Below are 21,297 nucleotides of genomic sequence, written 5' to 3'. Positions count from 1 at the left end.
TACGCACATGAATGAGCACAAGAGAATAGAACGACTGATCCTATTTGTAGAACTGGCTCAGCGACTTAACTTTACCAAGGCAGCAGAGAAACTCGGCATATCGAAGAGCTACCTTTCAGAGCAAATCAAACGACTAGAGAGCGACTTGCAGTGTCCTCTTCTTGTAAGAACTACGCGCAGCGTTCGATTAACCCAAGAAGGCGAACGTGCCTTACAACAAGGCTTAACCATTCGCTCTCAAGTATTGCAACTTGAACGCAGTGTTTCAGAGCAACACGACATCGTTAAAGGTACATTACGGCTGACAGCACCAAAGATGTTTACCGAGGTGTTTCTATTCGACATCTGCCAACAATTTAGAGAGCAATACCCAGAGGTTCGCTTCGAGATAAACAGCAGTTACACCAACTTCAATCTTAACCAAGATGATATCGATATCGCCTTTCGTGCCACCAACACCCCACCTGAAAACATGATCGCCAGGCGTTTAATTACCTATCAACATGATTTAGTTGCGACGCCCGGTTACCTCGATCAGTTTGGACGCCCTACCAGCGCACATGAATTAAATGACCACCAATGTTTGGCCACACTGCATCAAACAGAGTGGCCGTTAAAGTCTGCAAACATTGATGTATCAGGTTGGCTTTCAAGCAATGACAACCACTTGCTTAAACAGCAGGCTATGACTGGCAGTGGCATCATTCGAATCGCGAGTTATTACGTTGATAAAGAAATTGCGTGCGGAGAGTTAGAGCGAGTATTACCTGACGAGTGCCTACAACAAGGCAACAGTATTTATCTGTTCTACCCACAAGTCATATATCCGGCAAAAAAACATCAAATGTTCATTAAGTTTGTTCAGAATTACTTTGATCGCTTGAGTTGAGTTGAGTTGAGTTGACGAATTTAAAAAATGAAAAGTTGATGAATAAATAATTTAAATAACACGAAATAAGGTTTAAATAACCCTCCCGATTTATATGCCTATATTTTTAGAGGGATTAATCGAACAATAATAAAGCGTTTTAGTTACTACTATCGCGAGTATTAATCGTTAATAGGAAGAAATCGTGCATTTGTTCAATAATACAATGAGTTAGCTATGAAGCATCATCATAATTGATATATCATGCAACACTTCAACATGCTACACCACCTTGGCACCAGTTCGATAACGGGATCCTCATGAGCTTTATTATACTTTTACTTCTTCTGCTATTCGTTGGCATTACACGTTTACTTCAATGGCGAACAACTTCTACTTTTTTATCTCTTCTTCTTATATCGTCATTTGTGTTGATTGGTTCAGGTTTGATCCCTCGTTATTTATTAGACGACCTACAAGCGAATTATGAAAGTAAGCCTGATATCCAATGGTCTGACAATAACGCTATTGTTCTTCTGGGTGCAGGCACGCAACTAATTAAAAGCACGCAAGAGTTCGAGCCAGCCTTTTTCTCTTTTGGCCGAATCAGTGAAACCGCAAGCCAATATAAAGATTGTGTAAAAGCGCAAACCACATGCAAAGTGATCATCAGTGGTGGTGATGCTCAGAATAACGGTGTTACAGAGGCTGAAGTTTATGAACAGCAACTGCTTAGGCTGGGTGTTCCAGTAGCCGACCTTATCCAAGAACCGAACAGCGTCAACACTTGGAAAAATGCACAATTGACGAGCGACCTAATGAAACATCACCAATTCGACAAAGTTGTTCTGGTTTCATCTGGCCTTCACATTCGCCGCAGTGAACTCTATTTCAACCACTTTGGACTGAATGTGATTCCTGTAAGAGCCGATTACATGGCGGCTCAGATTTCGTGGCTGCCATTGTGGTACAACTTTGCGGTGACAGACTTTGCCCTGCACGAACAAATTGGCTTCGCTCGATACCGTGTCTACAACTTCATGGGTTGGAACAGTAAGCGAGAAAAGCCAGGCGATGCTTAGTTACGTTTAATTAAGTTAACTAGAACGATACAAACAAAAATGCAGCAACAATCGAAAGGTTGTTTGCTGCATTTTTTGACCCTACCTATCACAACATCCTTTCTTATTCTGACTTACGTCTTTGCTCCCCCATCCAGTCAGCAATCAATCCTTTTAATCAATCTTGCTTTCCTAATCGTCTAAACCTATATCGTAAATAACGAAGTTACAAAAATACAAACGTTCAATAATTAACCATCCATTAATTGGTTAGTTGAAACCAAATGAAATCAAGCAAGATAAAGCCTTATCAAATAACAAGTTAATTACTGTAGCTACCTGATATTTATGAGGATTTATTTTCAATTCATTTCAGTACTTTTGGCTTTGTTTTATATGACAAAGTACTCGCCGCTAGGGGCCCTCGGCTTCACGATAATATAATTACAATTTAATAATCGATTCTAATAAAAATAGCCAGAAAATGGCATTTAGGAAATTATTCATGCTTAACGTCAGTAAAACCATGCTACTCAGCGCTGCCCTATCTTTAATATCCTTTACGGCTCATTCAAAGATTTACTCTGACCAAATCGTCTTAGATAAACTCGGCGACGATAGTTGCCGTTCAGACTATCGCCCGCTGAATAAGTTTGAGGCTCAAGAACATAAAACGGCTCTTATCTCTCGTATGAACGTGTGGGAGATTGCTGGTCTTCAAGACGACTGGGTGATCATGGGTTCCGGCTATCATGGACTCATCAAACAAGGACAATCAACCGACAACACTTGGTGTTATCCAAACTCGCCGGATGCTGGTCTCCCTTATTACGATGAACAAGCCATTCAAGAGAACCACAACCTTGAGGTTCAAAGAGCTTTGGTTAGCGACAATGCTAGCTTTATCAGGCCATTAAGTTACTTGGCTCACAACCTTGGTTTTGCGTGGGTGGGCGGCGACAATGGCCGCTATGTAGGCCAAGACATGTCAGTCAAACAGCTTAATAATGGCTGGGGGATCAAAGGGAATAGTGACGGAAGCTGCACCAACAATCGCTGTGACGAAAAAACAAAAATCACAATCGATAACTTCTCTTACACGCTCAATGGCAACGCATTTTGGCATGGTTTAATTTCGGAACCGGACCAAGAGCTGATCAAAACTGTTTCTGCCTACGCAATCAACGAAAGCAACGAGCCTAAGCAGATCATCGTTGACCTTCAGTTTGAGCAATCAACTCGTTGGCAAAAAACCAATAGCTTTGACCTTGCTGATTCGGTGATCATTTCTGATAACTTTAGCTGGCCACAAGTCGGAAAAACGGACGTAAGAGTGTTGCTAGAGGAAGGCCAACGTTTCTCTGAGAGCAATAATGGATCTCGTTCTGAATCGAGTGAACTGCAAGCTATAATTACTGTTCCCGCGAATTCAGTACTGCCCTTTCAAGTCGAATTCTTACGCTCGACCATCTCTTACCCTTACCGTATAAAAGCCGAGATGAGTTACGACGTTAACTTTACTGGCTTCCTTCGCTTTAGCGGCAATGCACTCAGCAATCACCCGACAAATCGTCCAACTGTTTCCCACACCTTTACAATGGGCACCAACAGTGAAAAACAAGCGAACATCCGCTACCAATGGGATCACCGCTATATTCCTGGAGAAATGAAATGGTGGGATTGGAGCTGGGCTATCAACACCAATGGATTGAGCAGTATGCAATATGCCGCAGGAGCAAGTTTGCGTCCGTTCTACACTCACGTATCAGGTCAATTCAGTGCTGAATCTCAATATTCAGGCCTGATCGATATCGGTGAAGAACACTCTGTAGACTCATTTGATGCGATGAGCGCACTGAACAATCATAAAAACTACTATGCCGACGATGTTCAGGTGGTAACTGACTTTGATTCTGAAATCCTCGCACAGCTGGGATATGAAGATGCTGAACTAACGATAAACCCGACACAACGATAAGCCCGCCAAGCTAGCTTACGATAACGATAGCGACAGTGATTCTTCCAAGCCCACAGCACTCGCTTTGGGCTTGATTTTTCTTAATTGAATTGTTTTTAATTTCTTTATCTTCGGTTCACCAAGCTCACTCAATTACGTCTAAAACATCATGCTCTTGAATCATTCCACACTGACTTAAAAGTGAAATCACAACGAAACAAAAGTTTGAGTTAATGGGGCCGGTTATACACTGGGATTCCATCAGGAGGATCTATGAAACACTGCCCATCTTGTTCAACTGAACTGGTCGCAAGAGACGATGTACAAATTTGCCCACGCAATGAAATCGGCGACTGCTATTTTGATGGCTATGAGCAATATCAGCTCGAATATCATCAACTTAAAAACAGCCAACAAGACTCAACTTTCGACATCGCAGACATTGTTGCCGATTAGCAGGCCAAAGCCTTAGTCGGTAACTTACTTGCTTACCTACTTATCAGTAAAGCGGTCGTAAGTGAGACACTGGCAATGAATTATTTCTCAAATATAGAGACGCGACCGGTTCAAATGAACCCGCAAATAATTCTATGCAGTTGCCAACATTGAAAAAGCCCCGGTGCAAGACGCATCGGGGCTTTTTAATACTTCTTCAACGCCACAAGTAATTGACGAATTAGATAATGGTTTAGTCGAGGACTACCACATTAGATCATCTGGGATCACGAAGTCTTTGTACGGGTCATCTTCGTCTACTTCATCAGAGCTTGAAGCTTGAGTATCAACGATAGATTCTTCGTCACGCATCGCGATCTTGTTCGCTACCGCAGTAGGAATAACAACATAGCTTTCGCCTTGACGCGCGATACTTAGGATACCTTTACTTAGTTGCTTTTGAGTCAGGTCTTCTACGTAAAGATATTTAACCAGCGTACCGTCGGTGAAGTTGTATTTGATCTCACCATTCTTCTGTTCGATCTTGTTCATCTCAATCAGTTGCTTCACTTGAGCTTTAATTTCTTTGCTCAACTGTTGTTCTTTCAACTGTTGGTTTAACTCTTTGTCTTTCGCTTGCTGCGCCAGTTTAGTTTCTTCTGCTGCCGCTTTTGCTTCACGAGACTGAACGCGAGACTTTTTAGAGCCCTTCTTCGCCTTCTTTAATTTTTTCTCATTTACCAAGCCAGCTTTAAGCATTTGCTCTTGGAGTGTTAACTTTGCCATGACTTTCCCAGTTCAGGATTAAAAACGACACTATCATACCTGTTTTTGAGGAATCTGTTTACTGAACAATGGCAAAATTTATGCTGATAGAGCAAGGCGGTTAACGTTATCCCTTATCGTGATTCACAGCATCCATTTCTGGTTATTTCCCGACCTATGATTTCCACGAAAACACACCGCTAGTGACTTACCCTCAAATCCAAATCGTTCCTCAGTTTGTTACCGTGCGCGCGTATCACTTATCATTCCGACAAAGCAATATGTTAATTATCAATGAGTAATAGAATTTATAAAACCATGGCATATATCTAATATTTGGATAATTCTGATAGAGTTATAACTCCAATGTCATAACTCTTTACTACGTTATTCTTTAAACCAATCAGTAAGGATAACGTGAAAATGAAAACTCAATGGACTTGCCTGAGTGCATTACTTGCATCAGCTTCATTCATTTCAACCTCGGCTATTGCAGATACCGATGTGTATCTGACCAACAACACCAACCAAGTGATGACGATTCAAACCAATCATACCGGTACCGACTTACTGCAACTTGGCGATGAGTGGCAACAACACGTTGAGCAAATTGGACCGTGGGAGACGAAAAAACTGATCAGTTTCAATCGCTGGACTGGCGTAAAGTCCGGTAAAACGTATGAGTTTGACACCGTGGTATCAAACTCTATTGGAGAAAGTGTCACGCTCAATCAAACCATGGAAGGACATTGGTACAACTCAACACTGCAACACGGCTTGAGCGCAGCAGACGTCGACTTAACACTGCATGATGATCGTAATATTCACCGTAGTTCAACCGATGCTTTTGATGTAAACACTGAGCTTGCCTTCAAAGCTGATAACACCGCTCGATACGATGATATTCACTACACCATCACCCCACAGAAAGTGGATGAGCAACCCGAACCGGATGCCAACACACTGAAAGTGATGACCTACAACATTTGGGCTCTACCGGCTATCGCTTCGCACATCGGTGATCGTTACGACCTCATCCCTCAATACGTTAAGGGCTACGACGTGTTAGCGCTTCAAGAAGTGTTTGCCAACGGACGAGATGAGTTCCTGCGTGAACTGGCAAAAGAGTATCCTTACCAAACCAAGATGCTCGATAAAGATGGCATCAACATCTATGACGGCGGCGTGATCATTGTGAGCCGCTACCCTATCGTCAACGAAGCGCAATACGTGTTCCCTGATTGTACAGGCACAGATTGCTTCGCTGACAAAGGCGTGAATTACGCTGAAGTCATCAAAAACGGTCAGGCTTACCACGTATTTGGCACTCACACCGCCTCATTCGATACGGATACAGCTCGTGACTACCGACAGCGCCAATTTAAACAGATGCGTCAGCTTGCTCAATCACTGGAAATACCAACCTCAGAAACGGTTATTTACAGCGGTGACTTCAACGTGAACAAACTGAAGTTCCCAGGCGACTACCAGCAGATGTTCGCTAACCTTCAAGCCGCTGAGCCAGAGTATTCAGGTTATACCGCTTCCACCTTTGATCCTCGCATCAACAACTTTGCTGGCGAACCTATGTCTGGCGGGGAAAATGTTGAATACTTGGATTACGTGGTGGTGAGTTCGGAGTACGCGCAAAAAGCTCACAACAATAACCGCGTTGATGTTCCTCGCTCTACCAGCAGTGAATTATGGAAGCACTACAACCTTTCAGACCACTTCCCTGTTAGTGCTGTCATCAAGTAGCGCGGTGAACAGATAATGCATCGAGTTATATTAATCCTAATGCTCGTCGCTGTGACGAGCATTGTTGGCTATTCATGGTCATCAAAATCGATTGAAACATCGCAATCCTCAGCCCAACACACAGAAGCAAAACAGCACGCTTCTAAAACGATTGATGGCAATAGTCCCACATCAAAGACGGCAAGCTTTTCAGGCAATCGCGTTTCGCAAGGCAAACGAGTCCAAGCTGACAACCTGCACGGAAAAGCGTGTGCAGAAAACCTAACTGAACTTGAAGGTAAGAAGCTGCTGGATGAACTCGATGAGTTTTGGACGCTTTGCCAACAAGTGGGCAATTGCACTGAACAACTCGCGCAGTTGAAAACTGAGTTACCGATAGAATGGTTTGTACTATTGAGTGATTACCCCAAGCTCTCTGCTGATTGGCAAGTAACGGAAAGCACAATTCCACTTGAGTCCGTTGACTCTTTGGAAGCGCGTGTTGAGCTGTTTAAACAGTCTGCACAAGAGGTTTGGGGAGAGTTAGCCCACCAACTATTTTCCGATCAATTTGCGCATTTGGATTTTACACTCAGCACAAACACACTTGAAGAAATTGAACCCAGTGAGTTTGTCTTGCACTACCAAGATTTGCTCGCGAAATGGGAAAGTAAAACAGGAACATTAAACGCAGAAACTCAGTCTCAAAAATACGAGCTTGCTGTCTCACTGCTGCCAAACAACTACAGCTCTACTGAATTAGCGACTATCAAGGCTGAACTTCAAGAGACATATTTAAATGCAGAACAAGCTAATAATATCGCCGCGCGTGAACAACAAGTGGCGCAACAACAGCAGACGGTAATGACCTATCACGACCAACTTGATCAATTGAAATCGAGCTTAGATTCTGAACGTTCTGCAAGTCATGCCAATTGGGATACTCAGGAATGGGACAGCTATTATCAACAGCAAGTAACTGAATTTCGTGAGCAGTTCTTTAGTAAATAGATCTCGATTATGGTCATAACCAGATTAAGTAAGACCGTCACGAAACTGCGCGGGCGTTTTACTCAACCAACCTTTAAACGCCCTTCTGAAGTTAGCAGGGTCGCTATAACCGAGCCTTTCACCTATATCATCAATACTCATGCTTGTGCCGAGCAATAGCTCTTTGGCTAATTCGATTCGGACTTCAGTAAGTAAGGCTTGATAACTGGAATTGTGAGAGACCAGTTCTCGCCGAAGTGTGCGAGAACTGCAACCAAACTCTACGGCGAGTTGTTCTATAGTCGGGAAGCTACCTGCGGTTTGATAAAAGATCGTTTTGATCTGATTCGTTAATAGATGTTCAGAGTCCAACGTCTCCACTATCGACTGACAAGAAGTGAGGTAACGTTTAAGCGTTGCGGCATCATGTGTGGCTAACGTTTGTGATAAAACCGAGGCGTCGAAGCGCAGCTCACAAACGTTGTGTCCAAAAACCACCGGACATTGAAAGCGCTCTTCATAAAGCTTGGAATAACTTGGTTCAGCATAAGGGAAAGACAACGCTTTAATTGCTAACGCATCGCCAGTTAATTCTTGGAACAAAGAGAGGATTGAGCTTAAGAAATATTCGTTGCAGAACGGAAGTAGATCCCCAACCTCCAAGGTGTTTTCAATTTGAATTACCGCGTCTTCAACGTCAACAATCAACTTAACTGAAAAGATAGGCCCGTTTAAGCGGAGATACTTAAAACCTGACTTGATAGCCTCGCCTACATTTTGACTGGTCGATAAGGCATACCCCAACACACCAAAGTGGCTCAAGCTGGCATTTTCTCCCAACCATAAACCCAAACCATCATGTGGAAAACTTTGGTTAGCCGCACTGAAGATGGACAGTTTATCTGCGTAACTCAGCTTCCCATTTAGGTCTTGCCAACCTAGGTTCTCTAAGCCAACGCCAGCAACCAGTTTTTCAATATCAACACCTCTTTGCTCTAGCGTATTAAGCAGCAGCACTACATCCAATGAGCCCAATTGATGTCGATGCTCTGTAGGCATGTACTCCGCGATAATTTCCAACCGAATCTCCTTATATTGAGTCTATTCCCAAACTCATGACCACTCCGCATAAACAATCCATACTGACAAAATCGTGATTGATAACCTGCTCTTGTCCGATTATGACCTCCCAATTCTACGTTACTCACCGCACAATGCAGTTAGTTGTTAAATTTATGTGAACCATCGCAATGATAAAAACCAACCCTGCCCCACACAGTTTGATTGATTCTAATGGTCAGCCAACCATTGGGCATTTCGATGGCATTCCAAAACATCTCAACATAGAAAAATTCGACTACCGAAACGCCATGGATGCCAAAGCAAGCCCTTGGCACAAGCACTTCCATTACAAGCAATTTCAATTTGTCAGCATTGTTACCGAGACTCACGTTATTGGCGTCGCCATAGCAGATATTCGCTACTTGGGTTCGGCGTTTTGTTATGTCTACGACGTCCAGAATAACGAGTTAGAAGAATGCTCTTGGTTACGACCACTGGGCTTTGATAAACAAGTAACGAGCTCCCCGTTTGAAGGTTCAACAAACATCGCAGGGCAAAGCGTTGCATTTGATATTGAGAACGGACAATGGAAAGTTTCGCTGAACACGAAACTCATTAAAGGCAAAATTTGCTTAGAGCCAGAAAGCGACAGCTTACCCATGGCAATGTGCAGTCCAACGGGTTACTCAGGTTGGACCTACACACAAAAGCATAACGCGTTAAAAGTAACGGGCAGCCTTGAGATTAATCAACAGCCTATTTCCCTAGAGCAAGCTCGTGCTGGGTATGATTTCTCTGCGGGATACATGAGACGCGAAACCAGCTGGCGCTGGGCGAGCATCAACGCGAAATCCAATAATACAAACATTGGCCTCAACCTTGCGGCGGGTGTCAATGAAACCGGAGGGTGTGAAAACGTATTGTGGGTGAATGGCACCAGACATTTACTCAATGCCGTCCAGTTTACGTTTAGCCGTCAGGACACGGATTTACCCTGGAAGGTAACCTCGCAAGATGGTCGTATTAACCTGACTTTCACTCCCCTCAATAAGCGCAGTGAAAAGCTCAACTTGTGGCTGCTAAAAAGTAACTTCCGTCAGTTTGTCGGTCACTTTTCTGGTTCGATTCAAGATAACGATGACATAACCCACCAACTCGATAATGTTCTCGGCCTAACCGAAGATCATTTCGCTCGTTGGTAATAACATCCCTGTGCTAGTTATCAAATACTACTGGCTCTCAAATACAGCTAACTCTCAAATACAGATAGTTGAATAGGAAAAAGAAATGAACATCGACGCATTAATCAATCACCCAGAATGGCTGCTGTTGGTACTGGCTCCGTTGTTCATGATTTGTATGTTGGCCGAGTATTTCATTGGTCAGAAGCAAGGCCGATTACCAGAGAATTCAAGCTACAAATTGTCAGAAGTGATTTGTAATTTCACGTTAGCAGGCATGCATCAACTCTCCGACTTATTAACCGGACTCGTGATCGTTCAGCTATATCTATGGTTGTTTGGTTGGCACTTATTGGACATTGAAATGGGCGTGTTGAGTTTCATTGTGTTAATGGTTCTACAGGACTTTTTCTATTACTGGTTTCACAGGGCAAGCCACCGCGTTCGCTGGATGTGGGCGGCACACGTCGCACACCATAGTTCAGAAAGCATGAACTTCAGTACAGCTTTCCGTCAAAGCCTAATGTACCCACTTGCAGGTATGTGGCTATTTTGGGTGCCGTTAGTCATCATCGGTTTCGATCCTAAATGGGTGATCTTTGTGGTGCTTCTGAACTTAGGTCTGCAATTCTTTGTACATACTCAGTGGGTACGAAGCTTAGGGCCACTGGAATACCTCTTCAACACACCCTCTCACCATCGCGTACATCACGGTAGAAACCCTCAATACATCGATAAGAACTACGCCGGCGTTCTTATTATCTGGGACAAGTTATTTGGTACCTTCGAACCTGAAGTCGAAACAGTGCGTTACGGCGTCACTAAACCTGTAGACAGTTTCAACCCAATAACGGTGACCTTTCAAGAGTGGAAAGCTATCTTCAATGATTTGCGAAACCAAAAGCTGACAATGAGGCAGAAAGTAAAGTTAATGCTCTCGCCACCTTCTGACTAAATTGTTTTTGTGGAAATAGCTTATGCAGAAGTAGCTAGCGAACAAATAGCTTACATAAAAATAGACCTGCTGACCTAATACACCCTGTGGAAGTCGATAAAATTGAAAGTGAGATCGCTTACCCAAAAATCACCGTCCAAATCGGCTCCTTGAACGTATCTTTTGTCGCCCATCTCTAGGGTGATAATGTATTTTCCAGCGATCAGTCCTTCTACCATATAAAAGCCATCGCTCTCTATTTCGCTCGAATATTCAGTTCCTTTCTGGATATGTTTGAAGTGCAGATACGCATTGCTTTCGATTACGCCTTCCACTGTGCCATCAACACCAAATGACACCACCATTTCGATATTCGCGTGAGTCAATCCCACCTGCTTGGTATTCACAAACACAGGGTTTTGAATCGGTGTCAGGTTCAAATCGAGCGCGCCTTCATCAATATAGATGGGGAGATTACTTCGGGCCGGAACACTCGAAAACTCAAAGTGACCTTTTGAATCACTGACCGCGCGTTGATCGAGTATTTGTAGGCTTACCCCAGGTATCGGTTGTTTGTGGTGGTCATAAACAATCCCAGTCAACTTAGAATGGTTGTATCGATTCCACTCTACAAACTCTCCGATGTTTTCATCAAAGTACGTTTTAGCCCCAAATTCCGTGGTCATTTCTACACCGTAACGGTCTTCGGTTCCCTCCAACTTGAACAGCAAGTAAGGATTCACGCGCGCTTCCAAAGAGGCCGTAAAAGACACATCCTGTTTCTGATAATGTGCTGATACGTTCGTGGTGAGTTCTTGGAACACGTTAAAAGGATCAAGCACGCACTCTTTGCACGCATTTCTTAAAGAGAGTTCGGTTCTTTCATGATGACCAGAACCATTAACCGTCCCAGAGATATTCCAGGACGTATCAGAAAATCCACTTTTGGCGAGTTCGACCGTGTGTAAATAACTGTCTTCATGAGAGTCCTTTATGTATTGATAGTCGCCGGCATAGGAGAGAAACAGGTTACTGGATACTTTGGCGTTAACTTTGGGTTCAACACTAAGCTCGTCTTCATCGTCTCTGACCGTTAAAAATGCCGTGAGGTTTGCAAACGACAAGTTGTATTTGAATACGTCGTACTCCATCGACTCCAAGTCCAACTCATCGGTTTTGTTGAGCTCAATTGACGCCGACTGGTCGCCACCTAACAAAATATCAAACTCCATTGGAAATCGATTAAAATCAGGCAACCATCCGATATGACCTGCAAACCAATGTGTCGGTAAATATCGCCCCTGAAAACCAACCAAGTCTTTGCCATGTTGCCTCATGAAAGCGCTCCCCACGGTAAAGTAATCAGCAAGGCCATATTCCAGAGATACAGCACCCGCTCGGTCTGCACCTTCATTCCCGACTACCTGGACGCCCCACTCGTTGCGTGGCAAAAATGCATCTTCTAAACCGGCGACGGTAATCTCTTCTTCCTGCCAGACTCCTTTCGATAAGTAATAGCGAAACTTTATGGTGTCACCCGGCGAGATGTTGTCTTCTTCAACAACGAAACGTCCAAACTCATCAGAACGATAAGTGGTTTGATAGATGCCATTAACCAACACATCGATACTGATGTTGGGCTGGGTAGTCCGTTCCAATTGCAAGTTGCCAAATTCAGGTTGACGCTTTCGGTTGGTGAAATAGAGCCCATCTTCGAGTGTTTGATTGACTGTAAAAACGCTGCCATCTAACAGCACATGGCCGATTTCAAGAGAGCCTTCCCCTTCATGCGCCTCAACCGCAATGTTGTAATAGACGATGGGCTGATCTTCTCGTGAATCAATAGACAGTCGAGACAAGGAGTGTTCAGTACTTAAAATGGTGTCAGAGATGGCGTAAACGTCGCCGCCAGTTTCGCTATCATGATAAACAGAAGCTGCAACTCTCGTCGCCAAACCCACAGTCGCACGCGGTTCTATAGCTGGAATGTTGCCCGCACGCTTTAAGTCTTCCGCTTTCTTACGGGATTCATTTTTGATCTTTGAGATCACCGCTTCTAACTCAGTCAACGAGCTGAATTCTGGAGAGACAGTTAACCGATAGTCATCAATGTCCCACCGGATTTTAGCGGGAATACAGGCTTGTAAGCTGTACCAATGGATGTAGGTTTCCGAGTCGATCACTTCAAATTTGATTGACTGGATATTGTTGTCATCGCGATTATTGTTTTCATCGCGATAGCAGATCGCTTGCTCGGTATCGACAATATAGGGAGGAGACTCTCTACCCACATCTTGCGGTAGGTAGATTTCGCAATAGCCGTTTTCATCGCATTGCCCATTCATCTCTAACAGAGAAAACGCAGCATTCGATATCGAAATAAACGGTTCTTCGTAGTCATCCATCATGACCCGATAAAAGCTATCTCCAACTCGACCAACGCGCACTTCGATATGAGCAGGATACAGTTCGCTCGCCTCTGGGTTCACTTCTGAATGCGCCGCCAAAGACAGAGACAAAAAGAACAACAACAACAGGGCATGCCAAACCACACGTCTAAGCATTTTACTTTACTTGAGTCGTCTGCACTCTCGCTACAAAACGCATTCGAACAACGAGTTTTCGTTTTGAACCAACGAGACCTTCGACCCTTTTGGCAAAGGTTTAGTCAGTTCAGCATTGCGGAGCAACACGACTTTTTCAATATGGTCGTCAACGTTCAGTTTGGCATTGAACTGGAAGTTACCGTCATTACGAATCGTAATGCTTTGTTCATCACAGTGATACTTAACATCTTGTACTGGCCCCCCTTTCTGAACATAAACAGGTACATAGCTGTTGATGTGGAAGTTAAGTTCAAAAGCCGATCCATCATTCGATTTGGCCTTTCCCGACAAGTCGACTTCCGATAAGTCTTTCGCTTTGGCGATAGGAGAAAACCATAAATACGCACGATATTCGCCGTCAGGCATATCTGCTGGCAATGCTGTCATTCGTAAACGAACCGTACGTCGTTGATTTGGCTTCAACTCACGAATAATCGGTGGTGATACTTTAATCCAGTTCGCGATGTTCTCTGACTGGGTCACACTCGTATCAGTGCGCACCAAGCCACTGGCCTTTACAGGACGGTAAATCGGCTTTATCTCCAAGCGAATGGGTTGATCGGAGTTGTTTTCGACAACAATCTTTTCCGTTACCGACGTATCAGCATCAAGAACAAAACGAGTCGGAGCGATCAGGAGTTGAGCATAGGCTTGAGCAGTGAAAAGTAAGCCGAAAACGCATGAGATAAACAACTTCATTTATAATTAACCTCAAAGGGGATAGTACTGGTATAAACACCGGCAGGGTGATTAGCGCCAATTTTCACTTTTGCACCAATACACAATAATTTGGTTCTGCCGTTGCCTTTTATTTTGGCTCGGCCTCGTTTTGATAACCCACAACCAAAATAGAACTTCCGAATACGAAGCCGCTTGGATTTACGAGAATGGTTGAGGTATTGCTTTGAAGGAAGAGAAACCACAATTTTTTTCCCTGGTTCACCTTCAACATAAAAACGCACGACATAAACCTGGCTATTCGCCGGGTTAGCATCGGCATTTTGTCCAGATCCAGAGATATACATACCTGGAAACTTTACTTCCATATTTTCTGGAATAATTTCTAATGCATATAATGAAAAAGAAAAAACCATGATGGCAGTACAAAGGGAATGTTTTAAAAATAGTTTCATAGTAAAAGCGACTGATAAATAGCAGTCGCTATTATTAGACTTGTTTTATATCAATTACTGGTAAGTAACATCTACTGCAACGTTTGCAGTATAAGTACCAGCAACTAATGTTGCACTTGAAGTACGTGCTGTGCCACCAATATTAAGATCCGCACTACCACCAGTAAGAGTAATAGCGTTATTAAAGTCGAATTCTGCTGCAATCGTATTTACACCGTTAACTAAGTTAGTATCAGAAATACTTACTGTTACTGCATCACCAGACTCTCCAGAAAGAGTAAATGCCGCAGCTCCTGCATCACCCTGAGCGATAACAACATCGGTTGTGTTATCTGAAGTGATGATACCAAAGTCAAGATCACTTGTTTTTGTCATCGTAATTGCTTGTTTTACTTCTAGTGTTGCATCAAAAGTGTCACTCACAGCGAAAACGTTCGCTGAAGAGATAGAAAGTGCAGAGACAGCAACAACCTTAAAAATTTTGTTCATTTCTTTAATCCTTTATATAAAATCGGCTTTATTATTAGGGTTACCTAATAGTTAATCAGAGTTAACAATCAAGTAACAGCAATCCTATTTATAAAATATATACATTGACACTAATTTATAAAGAAATGAGGCGCAGTGAGAATAAGATCACGCAAATTGACACAAATAACACTAGCAAAAATAGTGGTATTTAAACAATTCCACTAAATATATATAAAACTGGTTTTACATTTAATTCCCTTTATTTTTGTGCGCCATTATTTTTCATGGTAGATAAATCAATTAAAACAACCAAAAATAAATAAGAACAATAAACACTTATTTAATTAAGGTTAATTGTTATATAGATCACCGTATTGCAATGCAGTCTCAAAAGTGAAACAGATTAGCATTTACCTCAAGCTGTAATAAAAATGAAATATTACCAATCCTTTTGTTATCCAATTAAAACAAGGTGTCTATAAAGTATTAAAGATGAGACAAGTAGAACTCACTAATTAAGTTAATTCCTACACTCATAAATACCCCATAATTAAATAAGGCTAAGAGAATTATATTGCAGACGGACACCTGCGTGGCAAAGCGCCAGACAGGAAGATTCAGCGATTTAAACACTCGTACGATAGCTTATACACCTGTCTAAGAATATGAATGCACCTCTAACCCTAATCACAGCCGCTAGAGCAAACCGAAAACCGAAAACAAGGTCGTTCGCGGTAACTTCAATCCCAATTCATAAAAGCCAGCTCATAAAGACCAATAGATAAGGTGATAGAAAGAGGCAAACAGACAGAAAGGTTACTAATAAAGAGTCACAATTGGATTCAAAAGCACGCCTATCGACTCGATTGAATAGTAAACCACCGTTTTACGGCAATTTATTTGTGATCTGGGTTGCACGCGTACCGCATACTATCAGATACTGAACAAAACTAACCTTCAGCCACAGTAAACGGCTCCCGCTTGCTGTTCAGGAAATTCAATGAGTTCAGATAATCAGTCGACCTATTTCTTTTTCGATTACGAAACATGGGGCGTTAGCCCAGCGAAAGATCGCCCGAGTCAGTTCGCCGGTGTTCGTACCGACCAAGATTTCAACATTATCGGGGAGCCTTTAGTTATCTACTGCCAGCCTCCTGCTGATTATCTGCCTGGACCTGAAGCTGCATTAATCACTCGAATTACGCCTCAGAAAGCCATGTCACAAGGCCTACCTGAGCCTGAGTTTATCGCTAAGATTCATGCCGAGCTTGCTAAGCCGAACACCACAAGCTTGGGATACAACAGCATTCGATTCGATGATGAAGTGACACGATACACCTGTTACCGTAACTTCATTGACCCATATGCGTGGAGCTGGCAGAACGGCAATTCACGTTGGGATTTATTGGATGTGATGCGTGCAGTCCATGCACTGCGCCCTGACGGTATTAACTGGCCAACAAACGATGAAGGTTTTCCAAGTTTCAAACTGGAACACCTTTCTGTGGCAAACGGCATCGAACACGAAAACGCGCACGATGCGATGGCTGATGTTATTGCGACTATCGAACTGGCTAAGAAGTTAAAGGCCGCACAACCTAAGATGTTTGATTACCTCTACAACATGCGCCACAAACGCAAGTTGAATGAATTAGTCGACATCGTAAACATGACACCTTTAATGCACGTGTCAGGCATGTTTGGTCGTGATTGTAATTACACAAGCTGGGTAGTGCCTATGGCGTGGCACCCAACCAACCAAAACGCGGTTATTGTGGTCGACCTAGCGAAAGATCCAAGTCCTTTACTGGAAATGGATGCGGATGAACTAAGAGAAAGGCTTTATACCAAGCGCAGTGAGCTTGCTGAAGACGAACTGCCAGTACCAATCAAACTGGTACAACTCAACAAGTGCCCTATTCTCGCGCCAGCAAAAACGCTCACCGCTGAAAACGCAGAAACGATCGGTATCGACCGTCAACAATGCTTGAAGAACCTAGGCCTATTACGTGAACATCCAGAGATCCGTGAAAAGCTGATCGGTTTGTATTCACAAGAACGTGAATACGAGAAAAGCGACGACGTAGACACACATCTTTACGACGGTTTCTTCTCTCCAGCCGATAAAACCGCGATGAACATCCTTCGCGAAACTGACCCGAATAACTTGGCAGCACTGGACATCACTTTTGGTGACGAACGTATCAAGCCTTTGTTGTTCCGTTACCGCGCTCGCCATTTCCCATGGACGCTAGACGAAGCTGAACAACTGAAATGGGCTAACCACTGTCGTGAGTATTATGAGAGTCGTTTAGAGGATTATATGTTGAACCTCGAAAACCTCGCGCATGAACACGAAAGCGACGAGAAGAAAATGGCTATCTTAAAAGCGGTTTATCAGTACGTAGAAAAGTTAGCTAGTTAATTCATAATCAAGAGACGTGACACTTTGAAAGAAAGATTGATCAAACTCGTTTACTGCTTAATCTCCTTCACCTTAATCATAGGTGCTCTCACAGCAGGTAACGCGTTACAACAATATCTAGAGACCTCAATCCCAGGCAGTATTTTTGGCATGTTGATTCTGTTTACTGCCATGGTGATTGGTATCGTTCCTTCGCACTGGGTTCAGCCCGGTGCCAGTTTGATTATTCGTTTGATGATCTTATTGTTCGTCCCAATCAGTGTCGGGCTAATGGATCACTTCGACATGCTTATCGCCAATGCACTACCAATTATGGCGAGTGCAGTTGGTGGAACACTGATCGTATTGGTCTCTCTATCATGGTTCTTAGACCGCTTGCTTTCGAGAGGTCAATAATCATGTGGATTCTACTCACTATCGTGGTGTTTCTGTTTGCTCGTTGGGTCAGCCAAAAAGTGAACTCACCGCTGTGTAATCCGTTACTGATCAGCATTAGTATCATTATTCCTATCCTGTTGTTCTTCAAGGTCCCTTTCGAGACCTATTACGCAGACAACACTTGGATTACTTACATGCTTCAGCCTGCGGTTGTGGCACTTGCTTACCCTTTGTATGAGCAGTTGCCTCAAATTCGAGCTAATTGGCGCATCATTACCTTTGCTTGTACGCTGGGCAGTGTAATGTCGATGACCACGACAGCATTGATTGCTGTTGCCTTTAAAGCAGATCTAAGCCTAATTGCGAGCCTGCTAGGTAAATCCGTCACCACTCCGATTGCAATGGAAGTATCAAGCCACCTTGGCGGTGAAGCAGCGATTGCAGCGATTCTGGTGTTAATCGTTGGTCTGTTCGGAGCCATCTTTGCTTACCCTATCTATAACCTAATTGGAATTAAGAGCCCAATCGCCAGAGGTTTAACCATGGGCACGGTATCTCACGCTTTAGGTACCGCTACATGTGCTGAAAAGAACCAAGAAGATGCGGCATTCAGCTCGTTGGCGTTGGTTCTTTGTGGGGTTATCACCTCAATCATCGCACCTAGCGTATTTTCAGTGGTGATTTGGCTCTACTCTTAACCAATCGACTCTGAAATTATTTTTATAAGATCATGTAAGCCCAAACATCACACTGTTATTTCAGCGTCTGTTTGGGCTTTTTCGTCGCCATTATTCAGCGATAACGGTACTAACTAACCTTTGATTTGCGATATCAACGATGATTTTTGTCCTTGCAATCGATTTCATCTGTGACCTCACCCTAATTATGCAAACCAATGTAACAACAACAATATAATAGCGATCAATGTCACAGAAAAATCCTGAGCATTGCATAGAATTAAAGCCTAAGGTCAATTAAGGATTCAACATGAACAGTCGTATTACCCTGGCGCTGGAAAGTGCTCCAACATCAATGAAAGCGCTTTTGAGTGACATCGTATTAGCAGACAACTTTGACGCCACTATCTCTAAAGAGCAGTTGCAAAGCTTGCTAGATGCGAGCGGTCTTTCTGATAAAGAAGTTCGCCTAGCTTTACTGCCAATCGCAGCAGCATACTCTTATGCGCCTCTTTCTGAATTCTATGTTGGTGCCATCGTGCGTGGCCTATCTGGTCGCTTGTACTTCGGTGCAAACTTGGAGATCGCAGGTGCTCAACTTGGTCAAACAGTTCATGCTGAACAATCAGCCATCAGCCACGCTTGGATGAAGGGAGAAGAAGGCCTTTCTGACATCACGATCAACTTCAGCCCTTGTGGTCACTGTCGTCAATTCATGAATGAGCTGACAACAGCAAAAGAACTTAAAGTTCAGCTGCCACAACGTGATGAAATGTCTCTGCAAGAGTACCTGCCAGACTCATTCGGCCCTGCCGATTTAGGTGTGACAACTGGCTTGATGACAAAGCTGAACCACCAATACACAACAGATGAAATGAACCCTGTTGTTGTAGACGCTTTAACTGCATTGAACCGCAGCCACGCTCCTTACACTAAGAACCTAAGTGGCGTTTCACTACAACTGACAACTGGCGAGATCTTCACGGGTGCTTACGCTGAAAACGCAGCGTTCAACCCTAGCCTACCACCTCTACAAGTGGCTCTAATTCAGCTGAAATTGGCTGGCTTCGATTTTGAACAAATTGAAAACGCAGCGTTGGTTGAAATGGCCGACGGTAGCATCAGTCACCTAGCGGATACGCAATCTACATTAGAAGCGATTAATCCCGACATTCCAGTGACTTACTTAGCAATCTAAGTACATCTAGTTAACAAAAATTTAAATAAGCAGCCCTATTTAACGGGGCTGCTTTTTTTATACTTGTAATTAACGCAGCAACTTACGCAAACGTTTGCTTTTGTCATTTAAATAAGTATGATCACCCCGTTTTCAATCAATCGTTCAAAAGATCGGAAGGAATTTCTATGTTTGGTACCGCTACTCGTGAAAATGCTACTCGTGTACTTCTATTAGGTTCAGGTGAACTTGGCAAAGAAGTGGCTATCGAGTGCCAACGTTTAGGTTTAGAAGTTATTGCTTGTGACCGTTATGCAGACGCACCGGCTATGCAAGTCGCACATCGCAGTCACGTATTGGATATGCTAGACGCTGACGCTTTAGAAGCCATTATTGAACTAGAAAAACCAGATTATGTGGTACCGGAAATCGAAGCGATTGCCACCAGCAAGTTGGTAGAGCTAGAAGCAAAAGGGTTGAATGTCGTTCCAACTGCGAATGCAACCAAGCTGACGATGAACCGCGAAGGTATCCGTCGCCTAGCCGCAGAAGAGCTAAAGCTGAGCACATCTCCTTACCGCTTTGCAGACACCTTTGAAGATTTCTCAGCAGCCGTTGAGTTCGTGGGTATGCCTTGCGTTGTTAAGCCAGTAATGAGTTCTTCAGGTAAAGGCCAAAGCGTTATCAAAACAGAAGAAGACATTCAAAAGTCTTGGGACTACGCACAAGAAGGCGGTCGTACTGGCGCGGGTCGCGTAATCGTTGAAGGCTTCATCGACTTTGATTACGAAATCACACTGCTTACCGTTCGTGCAGTCGACGGTGTTCACTTCTGTGCACCAATTGGCCACCGCCAAGAAGACGGTGATTACCGTGAATCATGGCAGCCACAAATCATGTCAGACAACGCTCTTAAAGCGGCGCAATACACCGCAGAGCAAGTAGTTAACGCATTAGGCGGCCACGGCATCTTTGGTGTTGAGTTGTTTGTTAAAGGCGACCACGTGATCTTCAATGAAGTATCCCCTCGCCCACACGACACTGGCTTGGTTACTTTGATGTCTCAAGACTCGTCGGAATTCGCACTACACGTTCGCGCATTTACAGGTATGCCAATTAAGTCGATTACTCAATACGGCCCATGTGCATCAGCGGTTATCTTAGGCCAAGGCACATCAACGAATATCCGTTTTGAAGGCCTTGCAGAAGCGCTAGACGCACCACAAACGCAAGTTCGCTTGTTCGGTAAGCCTGACATTTATGGTCGCCGTCGTCTTGGTGTGGCGTTAACTCGTCGCAACAGCACAGAGACAGCGATCGAAGATGCCATTGAAAGCGCGGCAAAAGTAAAAGTGATTTACTAACCAGCTATTCAATTCTGAACAATCACGACTTCAAATCTGAACAATAAAAAAGACGGGCTATCGAGCCCGTCTTTTT

Annotated in this window: 19 protein-coding genes; 13 read left to right on the top strand and 6 right to left on the bottom strand. The window is 43.6% G+C overall.

Annotation, left to right across the window (positions count from 1 at the left end; translation table 11 throughout):
- Positions 1-7: 7 nt before the first annotated feature.
- The 4 genes from QUF19_RS07510 to QUF19_RS07495 all read left to right on the top strand — a co-directional run bounded on the left by QUF19_RS07510 (position 8) and on the right by QUF19_RS07495 (position 4,342).
- Positions 8-889 (top strand): LysR family transcriptional regulator, encoded by an 882-nt coding sequence (locus QUF19_RS07510; RefSeq protein WP_286298276.1) that lies wholly within the window; start codon positions 8-10, stop codon positions 887-889.
- A gap of 299 nt (positions 890-1,188) precedes the next feature.
- A complete protein-coding gene (locus tag QUF19_RS07505; RefSeq protein WP_286298274.1) occupies positions 1,189-1,950 on the top strand; it encodes a YdcF family protein in 762 nt (253 codons plus the stop codon).
- Positions 1,951-2,434: 484 nt separating this feature from the next.
- The gene (locus QUF19_RS07500; protein ID WP_286298273.1) at positions 2,435-3,907 is read left to right on the top strand and encodes an aerolysin family beta-barrel pore-forming toxin; all 1,473 of its coding nucleotides are present in this window, start codon (positions 2,435-2,437) and stop codon (positions 3,905-3,907) included.
- 252 nt (positions 3,908-4,159) lie between these two features.
- Complete coding sequence (locus QUF19_RS07495) at positions 4,160-4,342, top strand: hypothetical protein (RefSeq protein WP_076679233.1); 183 nt, start codon at positions 4,160-4,162, stop codon at positions 4,340-4,342.
- Between the two features lie 243 nt (positions 4,343-4,585).
- Here QUF19_RS07495 and QUF19_RS07490 read toward each other — a convergent pair whose 3' ends face one another.
- Positions 4,586-5,107: a DUF2058 domain-containing protein gene (locus QUF19_RS07490; RefSeq protein ID WP_004734880.1), complete on the bottom strand. Its 522-nt coding sequence runs from the start codon at positions 5,105-5,107 to the stop codon at positions 4,586-4,588.
- A 402-nt stretch (positions 5,108-5,509) separates the two neighbouring features.
- On the opposite strand from QUF19_RS07490, the gene QUF19_RS07485 reads away from it, so the two are divergent.
- The gene (locus QUF19_RS07485) at positions 5,510-6,844 is read left to right on the top strand and encodes a sphingomyelin phosphodiesterase (RefSeq protein WP_286298262.1); all 1,335 of its coding nucleotides are present in this window, start codon (positions 5,510-5,512) and stop codon (positions 6,842-6,844) included.
- 39 nt (positions 6,845-6,883) lie between these two features.
- Entirely contained in the window at positions 6,884-7,834 is a 951-nt protein-coding gene (locus QUF19_RS07480) for a chromosome partitioning protein ParA (RefSeq protein ID WP_286298836.1), read from the top strand.
- A 24-nt stretch (positions 7,835-7,858) separates the two neighbouring features.
- On the opposite strand, the gene QUF19_RS07475 is transcribed toward QUF19_RS07480, so the two are convergent.
- A complete protein-coding gene (locus QUF19_RS07475) occupies positions 7,859-8,893 on the bottom strand; it encodes an AraC family transcriptional regulator (protein WP_286298259.1) in 1,035 nt (344 codons plus the stop codon).
- Between the two features lie 170 nt (positions 8,894-9,063).
- On the opposite strand from QUF19_RS07475, the gene QUF19_RS07470 reads away from it, so the two are divergent.
- Both QUF19_RS07470 and QUF19_RS07465 read left to right on the top strand, forming a co-directional pair.
- Positions 9,064-10,077, top strand: a complete 1,014-nt coding sequence (locus QUF19_RS07470; protein ID WP_286298258.1) for a DUF2804 domain-containing protein — start codon at positions 9,064-9,066, stop codon at positions 10,075-10,077.
- A gap of 85 nt (positions 10,078-10,162) precedes the next feature.
- Entirely contained in the window at positions 10,163-11,011 is an 849-nt protein-coding gene (locus tag QUF19_RS07465) for a sterol desaturase family protein (RefSeq protein ID WP_286298257.1), read from the top strand.
- 74 nt (positions 11,012-11,085) lie between these two features.
- Here QUF19_RS07465 and QUF19_RS07460 read toward each other — a convergent pair whose 3' ends face one another.
- Genes QUF19_RS07460 through QUF19_RS07445 form a run of 4 tightly spaced genes read right to left on the bottom strand, consistent with a single transcriptional unit; the run spans position 11,086 to position 15,218 of the window.
- On the bottom strand, positions 11,086-13,554 hold the full coding sequence (locus tag QUF19_RS07460) for a carboxypeptidase-like regulatory domain-containing protein (protein WP_286298255.1): 2,469 nt from the start codon (positions 13,552-13,554) through the stop codon (positions 11,086-11,088).
- 30 nt (positions 13,555-13,584) lie between these two features.
- Positions 13,585-14,295 (bottom strand): fimbrial biogenesis chaperone, encoded by a 711-nt coding sequence (locus tag QUF19_RS07455; protein WP_286298253.1) that lies wholly within the window; start codon positions 14,293-14,295, stop codon positions 13,585-13,587.
- Positions 14,292-14,729: a DUF4402 domain-containing protein gene (locus tag QUF19_RS07450; RefSeq protein WP_029223395.1), complete on the bottom strand. Its 438-nt coding sequence runs from the start codon at positions 14,727-14,729 to the stop codon at positions 14,292-14,294. The genes QUF19_RS07455 and QUF19_RS07450 overlap by 4 nt, the downstream gene beginning before the upstream one ends.
- A gap of 54 nt (positions 14,730-14,783) precedes the next feature.
- Positions 14,784-15,218 carry a DUF4402 domain-containing protein gene (locus tag QUF19_RS07445; protein WP_017104493.1) on the bottom strand — a complete coding sequence of 145 codons (435 nt, stop codon included), beginning with the start codon at positions 15,216-15,218 and terminating at the stop codon, positions 14,784-14,786.
- 982 nt (positions 15,219-16,200) lie between these two features.
- On the opposite strand from QUF19_RS07445, the gene sbcB reads away from it, so the two are divergent.
- From sbcB to purT, 5 genes are all read left to right on the top strand, one after another.
- Positions 16,201-17,625, top strand: a complete 1,425-nt coding sequence (gene sbcB / locus QUF19_RS07440; protein WP_286298249.1) for an exodeoxyribonuclease I — start codon at positions 16,201-16,203, stop codon at positions 17,623-17,625.
- Between the two features lie 24 nt (positions 17,626-17,649).
- A complete protein-coding gene (locus QUF19_RS07435) occupies positions 17,650-18,021 on the top strand; it encodes a CidA/LrgA family protein (protein WP_108082991.1) in 372 nt (123 codons plus the stop codon).
- Between the two features lie 2 nt (positions 18,022-18,023).
- Positions 18,024-18,701: an LrgB family protein gene (locus QUF19_RS07430; protein ID WP_286298246.1), complete on the top strand. Its 678-nt coding sequence runs from the start codon at positions 18,024-18,026 to the stop codon at positions 18,699-18,701.
- 289 nt (positions 18,702-18,990) lie between these two features.
- Positions 18,991-19,878: a cytidine deaminase gene (gene cdd / locus QUF19_RS07425; protein ID WP_286298245.1), complete on the top strand. Its 888-nt coding sequence runs from the start codon at positions 18,991-18,993 to the stop codon at positions 19,876-19,878.
- A gap of 167 nt (positions 19,879-20,045) precedes the next feature.
- Positions 20,046-21,221, top strand: coding sequence for a formate-dependent phosphoribosylglycinamide formyltransferase (gene purT / locus QUF19_RS07420; RefSeq protein WP_286298243.1), 1,176 nt, complete (start codon positions 20,046-20,048; stop codon positions 21,219-21,221).
- Positions 21,222-21,297 lie beyond the last annotated feature (76 nt).

It is taken from the genome of Vibrio sp. FE10, from assembly GCF_030297155.1.
GTDB lineage: Bacteria > Pseudomonadota > Gammaproteobacteria > Enterobacterales > Vibrionaceae > Vibrio > Vibrio apostichopi.
Note: the sequence above shows the minus strand (reverse complement) of the source record. Positions and strands in the feature narration are given on the sequence as shown.

What these genes read in the sequence shown, in the direction of transcription:
- QUF19_RS07430 (WP_286298246.1), top strand. Translation starts at nt 18,024, where the DNA reads ATGTGGATTCTACTCACTATCGTGGTGTTTCTGTTTGCTCGTTGGGTC.
- QUF19_RS07505 (WP_286298274.1), top strand. Translation starts at nt 1,189, where the DNA reads ATGAGCTTTATTATACTTTTACTTCTTCTGCTATTCGTTGGCATTACA.
- QUF19_RS07510 (WP_286298276.1), top strand. Translation starts at nt 8, where the DNA reads ATGAATGAGCACAAGAGAATAGAACGACTGATCCTATTTGTAGAACTG.
- QUF19_RS07465 (WP_286298257.1), top strand. Translation starts at nt 10,163, where the DNA reads ATGAACATCGACGCATTAATCAATCACCCAGAATGGCTGCTGTTGGTA.
- sbcB (WP_286298249.1), top strand. Translation starts at nt 16,201, where the DNA reads ATGAGTTCAGATAATCAGTCGACCTATTTCTTTTTCGATTACGAAACA.
- QUF19_RS07500 (WP_286298273.1), top strand. Translation starts at nt 2,435, where the DNA reads ATGCTTAACGTCAGTAAAACCATGCTACTCAGCGCTGCCCTATCTTTA.
- QUF19_RS07455 (WP_286298253.1), bottom strand. Translation starts at nt 14,295, where the DNA reads ATGAAGTTGTTTATCTCATGCGTTTTCGGCTTACTTTTCACTGCTCAA.
- QUF19_RS07450 (WP_029223395.1), bottom strand. Translation starts at nt 14,729, where the DNA reads ATGAAACTATTTTTAAAACATTCCCTTTGTACTGCCATCATGGTTTTT.
- QUF19_RS07495 (WP_076679233.1), top strand. Translation starts at nt 4,160, where the DNA reads ATGAAACACTGCCCATCTTGTTCAACTGAACTGGTCGCAAGAGACGAT.
- QUF19_RS07485 (WP_286298262.1), top strand. Translation starts at nt 5,510, where the DNA reads ATGAAAACTCAATGGACTTGCCTGAGTGCATTACTTGCATCAGCTTCA.
- QUF19_RS07460 (WP_286298255.1), bottom strand. Translation starts at nt 13,554, where the DNA reads ATGCTTAGACGTGTGGTTTGGCATGCCCTGTTGTTGTTGTTCTTTTTG.
- QUF19_RS07480 (WP_286298836.1), top strand. Translation starts at nt 6,884, where the DNA reads ATGCTCGTCGCTGTGACGAGCATTGTTGGCTATTCATGGTCATCAAAA.
- purT (WP_286298243.1), top strand. Translation starts at nt 20,046, where the DNA reads ATGTTTGGTACCGCTACTCGTGAAAATGCTACTCGTGTACTTCTATTA.
- QUF19_RS07470 (WP_286298258.1), top strand. Translation starts at nt 9,064, where the DNA reads ATGATAAAAACCAACCCTGCCCCACACAGTTTGATTGATTCTAATGGT.
- cdd (WP_286298245.1), top strand. Translation starts at nt 18,991, where the DNA reads ATGAACAGTCGTATTACCCTGGCGCTGGAAAGTGCTCCAACATCAATG.
- QUF19_RS07490 (WP_004734880.1), bottom strand. Translation starts at nt 5,107, where the DNA reads ATGGCAAAGTTAACACTCCAAGAGCAAATGCTTAAAGCTGGCTTGGTA.
- QUF19_RS07445 (WP_017104493.1), bottom strand. Translation starts at nt 15,218, where the DNA reads ATGAACAAAATTTTTAAGGTTGTTGCTGTCTCTGCACTTTCTATCTCT.